The organism is Oleiphilus sp. HI0043 (genome assembly GCF_001634935.1).
This window is the reverse complement of sequence record NZ_LWEY01001016.1, coordinates 1-606: the sequence shown is the minus strand read 5'-3', so window position 1 is coordinate 606 and position 606 is coordinate 1. Positions and strand designations below refer to the sequence as shown.

General features: G+C 38.1%; 1 protein-coding gene and 1 tRNA gene. One reads left to right on the top strand and one right to left on the bottom strand.

All coding sequences use genetic code 11. The features are described from left to right. The coding region (locus A3729_RS33910; RefSeq protein WP_231877421.1) for a hypothetical protein at positions 1-192 on the top strand (192 nt) is incomplete at its 5' end. 159 nt (positions 193-351) lie between these two features. Here the strand turns inward: A3729_RS33910 and A3729_RS10855 are convergent. Next, positions 352-428 (bottom strand) — tRNA-Val (locus A3729_RS10855). Positions 429-606 lie beyond the last annotated feature (178 nt).

The window sequence follows — 606 nt, the reverse complement described above, 5'->3', positions numbered from 1 at the left end:
ACTAAAAAACATCTAACAATAGACGGTAAAAAGTTTGACGACAGATTAATAGGGCTTAGGCTAGGACATCGAGACCCTACAGTAAACGTAGTTACAAGCAAATACAGTCACGATCATGATGACATTGAAGATTATTACCGTGTCGAACCACTACTAGATTGGAACGACCTCATAGATGGCAATATAAGCTAATAAACAAACCAGCAAGGCGTGGCAATAAAGTTTTGCCACCAACAGAAATCATCAAGGAGTTATCAGACAGACTATCAATTAAGTTACTGCACTTTTTTTGCCTAAGTTTTGCCACGCAAAATAAGACAAATTATAACAGGCTGTTTTTTAAGGGGAAATTGGTAGGACTAGGCAGATTCGAACTGCCGACCTCTACCATGTCAAGGTAGCGCTCTAACCAACTGAGCTATAGTCCTATTTCAAGCATCGCAAGGAGAGCGACTTGAATAAGGCGCGTAATTTATCAAACAATTCAGCGCCTTGCAATGAGAATATTAGAAAAATATTCTTACGAATCTAGATTGCACTTTATATCTAGAAATCTAAGCCTGTACTTAAGTAAACACCGCTAAAATCAACATCAACTTCGATATC